Genomic DNA, 5,204 nt, shown 5'->3' with positions numbered 1-5,204 from the left:
TCATTACGGAAAGGCCAGGGCGCGATGTTTGCCTACGGGCAACCGAACCCGGACGCGGTGATCGTCAACCGGGTCTTCGAGACGGCCTGACAACGCCCACCCGCAGCGGCCATCAGGGAATGAGAAACTGAGTCTTCGCCGCTCTCCACCCAACTTTGCAACAGCACCCACCTAAGGAATTGGCGACATCAGGTGGCCTCTACGATGAGCTACTTACTGCTTCTATCACGACCGGTCAAAGCGATATTCGGCAGCTCGAGAAACATATTTGAGCGAAAAGCGAGGCGGTGTGTAGGTTACGGTTGTTTTACTAAACTCAGCCGCACGGCTGGTTGTTTAAGAGCTGGTTCTGCTGCGTGGTGGGGCTCATCCAATGGCCGGTAGCAATGGTATTTCTGGATTGGACGAAGAGGGTAACATGCAAGAGCGGATGCCCAGGTTGGATAATGCTGCGAAAATGCTCTTAGACGCAATGCCTTTTATTTTTATTGCGGTGCTAACAATCGCTCTTGCACTGGTAATCGCTGGTTTTATTCCAATGGAGAAAGACACGGCACGGGTACTTATTGCAGGTATTGCGCTCATTACGGTTGTTTTTTCGCTTCGCGCCCCGCGCCGAGCGTTGTTGGCGTACTGGATTATCTACATTCTGATGGCACTGGAACCCAGCCTGCGAAGTGCTGTTTCAGTTTTCGGAGCCCTCGGAATTGTCTGGGTTGTGGCGTATCGTGGCTATTTCCTTTTAGCAATCGGTTCTGTCTTGGGGTTGTCATACTTGGGCAGTATTGAGCCAGAGAAGGGGGAATGGGCTCCGTTCGGTGATGTTTCCTCGCTCCTTGTCGTCGTGTTTTTTTCGGTTAGCGCGGTGACTGGGTGGCGCGTGAGAGACTACGTCGAAAAACAGTCGAAGAAGCAGCGCGACCTAGCAGAGATTATCGAGAGGGAAAAGAAGGCGGCAATAAAAACGCTGCATGATGCTGTAGCCAGTACAATCACTTCAATAATCCTGCGAAGTGAAGTGTTAGCAATCAATCCGGAGATTGGCCCTCGACAAAGGGAAGAAATCAGGGAGATCGCCCGGGATGGTCGCGTGGCTATGGCGGATGTACATGAGCTGTTGAATTACTTGGTTTCTCCGAGAGAAAATCAAATGAGTGGAGAAACCATTAATTCGTTTCAAGAGCACATCTCTAGTTTTTCCAGGTTTGTATCCAGCCACGGGTTCGAAGTCGAGCATTGCGGAAACCTTGAAGATTTTCCTTCTGCTCGGTGTTCACACGAGTTCCATTATGTGTTCCGAGAGCTTGGCGCGAACATCATAAAATATGCCGAACCTAAAAGTGTGATCAAACTTTGTGTGGCCATCGGTGGGGAGGATGTCGCCAGTGTGACTATTCAAAATAAGATTGCCAGAAGGCAGTCGCGGTCTTTCGAGACAACTCATCTCGGGTTGGATGGGTTGACAGAAACCTTGGACTCTACGGGAGGGTATTTCACGTCAGGATATAAGAACAACGATGTGTGGACCACCTCCATGGAAATCCGTATCTGGGGAAAATGAATCGTATTGCACCTTAGTACCGTATTGCTAATATTCTGGTTTAGCCTAAGCGGTTGCGGGTAATATCGGGAAAGTAATCGTTTACCTAAGCAATACCAATAAGTAGTGAGAGTGTGAGTGCGAATGCGTTTCATTAGCACCAAATTTCGAATAAACGCCGGCGTTGCTGTGGTCGCATCGTTTGCTCTCTTGGGCTTGGCTGGGCCGGTTTCTGTCGAAGCAGCACAGCGCGTGGCAGATTATCCAACAGTTACCACTTTGGGTTCTTTCTCCGATTACTTCTCATGTGAGCTGAACCCAGGCGCATTTTGGTGCCCGCATTAAAATGATCAGTGCTGTTTCCGCTATTGAGACATTGTGAAGCAAACTCGGATTCTGGTCGCTGATGATGACCCTTTGGCCGTAAATGCCTTGTCGAGCTTGTTGAACAACGCTGAGGATATGACTGTGGTGGCGACTGCTTTTGATGGTCAACAGGCGTTAGATCGTCTCGACACCGTTGATGTTGATCTTGTGCTTGCGGACATCCACATGCCGAAATTGGACGGCGTTGCTCTACTTTCGGAAATACTCGCGAAAGACGACCCGCCAGTCTTTATTTCTATTACAGCCTTGGCCAGCGAGAAAAGCGCTCTGAAGGTTATCGAGATGGGGGGCAGTGGGTATATCCTGAAAAGTCAGCCTCCCGAGATGATTATCGCTTCGCTCCGTGAAGCAATGAACGGCGGAGTAGTAGTTGCTCCTCATGCTATGAATTGGATAGCACAACGGTTAGCTACCTCATCGTCGGTCAACAGTTCGTTGAAAGCGTCCGTAGATGAAGCTGCCGAGCAAAAGCATCTGTCCGATTCAGAATCGGAAGTATTGATACTGCTTTGCCGCGGGCTGGGAAACCAGGAGATTGCTGACCGACTATTCTACTCCGAGTCAATGATTAAAAAGCATGTTTCCCAACTCATGAAAAGTTTCGGTGTCCATTCTCGCCTGGAACTCGTCGTCTCAGTGCTGAACAGGCAATGGAAGTAGAGAGAAATCCGGCATTGGAGCATCCAGGCTAATACCTGGGTACGACGCAGTACGAGGGCAGACAAGCTAACGTTGGAACGCATGAACTGGCAGAGCCTGAGGCACTATATTCACTTCCGCGACGTCAGCCTAGCAGTTGTTTTCGTCGCTGTGTCCCTGCTTGGGGCGAGAATGTCCGGACCGGTGGGCGTTGACTTGCTGCTGTTGGCAGGTGTAGCTGTGGCGCCTCTGACCCGTCGCCGGTGGCCTCTCCCTACCACTGTCGTCGCATTGATCTTGTTAGCGATTTCTGCAATATTACCGGAGCTATCAATCGCCATTGTCATACTGGCCGGTTTTACAGCCTATGTGATTCGTCGTCATCTACCTCCACGAATCAGAACCGCTGCGAGTGTCTTTCTGCTGGTTGGAACATTGGTGGCCCTATCACTTGTCGCGCCAGCGTTGATGGCTCTGCCAGTGACCGAACGAATGCCCAATGTGGCGTGGGGGGTGACCTTACTAATTGCTTGTGGACTTCTAGGTGAGCTGCGCCGCCGCTCAATAGAGACAGCCGAAAGCGAACTACAACGCAAACTTGATCGTCAACGAGCCAAATTCGAACAAGAGGCATTAGCCCAACGCACCCATATCGCGCGGGAAATCCATGACATTGTGACGCACTCATTGACAGTCATCGTCGCTCAGGCCGACGGTGGCGTGTATTCCGTGGCACCCAACCTAGACAGCCAACTTCGGGAAAAAGATGATGCGCTCAAAACAATCAGTACGGTCGGCCGCGAGTCCCTCCAACAGATGCGTGGAGTGGTCGGCCTACTCCGAGACTCCGAGGAACGAACAACATCCCCACAGGTCAGACATTCGGATATCAGTGACCTGGTCGAACAGAACCGGGCCGCAGGACTAGAGGTTAACGTCACCGTCAACGGCGAACCGCCTCAGCAGGTTCCATCGGCAACGTCGTTGACAACCTACCGCATCGTCCAAGAAGCACTGACCAACGCCCGCAAACACGGCAACGGTACAGCGGAAGTGGTTATCTCCTGGGCAAGCGACCAGGTTGTCATCCGAGTGAGCAATGCCGTGCGTACCAACGAAACATTTGTCAACCAACGTGGGCACGGACTTGACGGTATTCAAGAGCGGTCCGCACTGCTCGGCGGCACCCTGACCGCGGGCGCGTCCGGTGACTCGTGGGTGGTTCAGGCAGTATTGCCCCTCCCAGAAAAAACACCGGAAGGGGGCAAAAGATGAGTGGCATCACGGTCGGGCTGGTCGACGATCAGGTGCTTTTCCTCAACGGGATCCACAGTGTGATCTCATCGCAGCCGGATATGAGCGTGCAGTGGCAGAAAACCAACGGTCAAGACGGAGTTAACTCAGCCATCACAAATCCGGTCGACGTGATTCTCATGGACGTTCAAATGCCAGTCCTAGATGGAATCTCCGCGACTCGGCAGATTACCGAGAAACAACCGACCACTAAAACCGTAATTCTGACCACTTTCGATGATGAGGACTACGTGCTGGGTGGTTTGTCGGCTGGGGCCAGCGGATTCATTCTGAAAGATGCCGAACCGGAGACGCTCCTAGCCTCGATCCGCACGATCGTTGCCGGCGATGCTGTCATCTCCCCACGGGCGACCACTCACATCATCTCGCGACTGCATAGGAAAGTTGCAGATCCAGCTGCTGAGACTTCGGTGCTTCGGTTGTCCCCAGAGGACCACGCTCGGCTCGAGACATTGACCGGCCGCGAGCGGGAAGTACTGACAGCGGTGGGGCGAGGGTGGACCAACACTGAGATCTGCCAGCGACTGTTTATCTCCATGCCGACGGTGAAAACTCACGTCGGGCGAGTAATGGCGAAGACCGGTTCCCGAGACCGAGTCCATGTCGCCCTGTTTGCCTACCGGACCGGACTTGTCGACCGCAGTGACCTGCTGGATTCTTGACCTCATACCCAGGTATAACAGCGAAAATCGTACCGTGGCCCGATGCGCACATCAGGTCAAAGCCGGAATGCTTGAACATATGGGAACAAGTACAGCTATCACCACAACGGGACTGACGAAGACCTACGGGTCAGACACTGTTGTCGACCATCTTGACCTGAGTGTCACCGCTGGGACAGTACACGGCCTGCTCGGGCCTAACGGTTCCGGAAAATCAACCACCATGAAAATGCTGCTCGGCTTAGCCCACCCCACCGATGGACAGATCACCGTTCTTGGCGAAGACATGAACCGCAACTCACGCGCGCAGGTGCTGTCAAATGTGGGGTCATTGATCGAGCAGCCATCCGCCTACCTGCATCTGACCGGCGCCGAGAACATGGCTATTACCGCCCGACTTCTGGGTGCCGACGCGCGCAACATCGACTGGGCGATCGGACTCGTCCAATTGGGCACACAGATGGATAAGCTCGTCAAAAACTACTCGCTGGGCATGAAACAGCGCCTTGGTCTGGCCATGGCCCTTTTGCGTGATCCTCAGGTGCTGATCTTGGATGAGCCCACCAACGGGTTGCGTCCAATAGTGTGGTGTACAGCTACCGCCTGGTGAACCCCCCCTGCCGACCAGCAAGGAGACCACCGCGGTACCTTTCGACTCAGCT

The 5,204-nt window shown here is 53.2% G+C and carries 5 protein-coding genes and 1 pseudogene; all 6 read left to right on the top strand.

The annotated features are described in order from the left end of the window. Nucleotides 1-90: pseudogene (locus A37O_RS16555) on the top strand (IS6 family transposase); the annotation flags it as partial. Nucleotides 91-373: 283 nt separating this feature from the next. Beyond that, on the top strand, nt 374-1,561 hold the full coding sequence (locus tag A37O_RS0110320) for a sensor histidine kinase (protein WP_018297427.1): 1,188 nt from the start codon (nt 374-376) through the stop codon (nt 1,559-1,561). Between the two features lie 357 nt (nt 1,562-1,918). Further along, complete coding sequence (locus A37O_RS0110315) at nt 1,919-2,587, top strand: response regulator (protein WP_018297426.1); 669 nt, start codon at nt 1,919-1,921, stop codon at nt 2,585-2,587. Nucleotides 2,588-2,668: 81 nt separating this feature from the next. Continuing rightward, nucleotides 2,669-3,841 (top strand): histidine kinase, encoded by a 1,173-nt coding sequence (locus A37O_RS16685; protein ID WP_018297425.1) that lies wholly within the window; start codon nt 2,669-2,671, stop codon nt 3,839-3,841. Continuing rightward, nucleotides 3,838-4,542, top strand: coding sequence for a response regulator (locus A37O_RS0110305; protein WP_018297424.1), 705 nt, complete (start codon nt 3,838-3,840; stop codon nt 4,540-4,542). Before A37O_RS16685 ends, A37O_RS0110305 begins: the two co-directional genes overlap by 4 nt. Nucleotides 4,543-4,621: 79 nt before the next feature. Continuing rightward, nucleotides 4,622-5,152 carry an ABC transporter ATP-binding protein gene (locus tag A37O_RS15325; RefSeq protein ID WP_083912646.1) on the top strand — a complete coding sequence of 177 codons (531 nt, stop codon included), beginning with the start codon at nt 4,622-4,624 and terminating at the stop codon, nt 5,150-5,152. The last annotated feature ends 52 nt before the right edge of the window (nt 5,153-5,204 follow it).

The organism is Corynebacterium lubricantis DSM 45231, from assembly GCF_000379425.1.
GTDB lineage: Bacteria > Actinomycetota > Actinomycetes > Mycobacteriales > Mycobacteriaceae > Corynebacterium > Corynebacterium lubricantis.
This window is presented reverse-complemented; position numbering and strand designations above follow the sequence as displayed.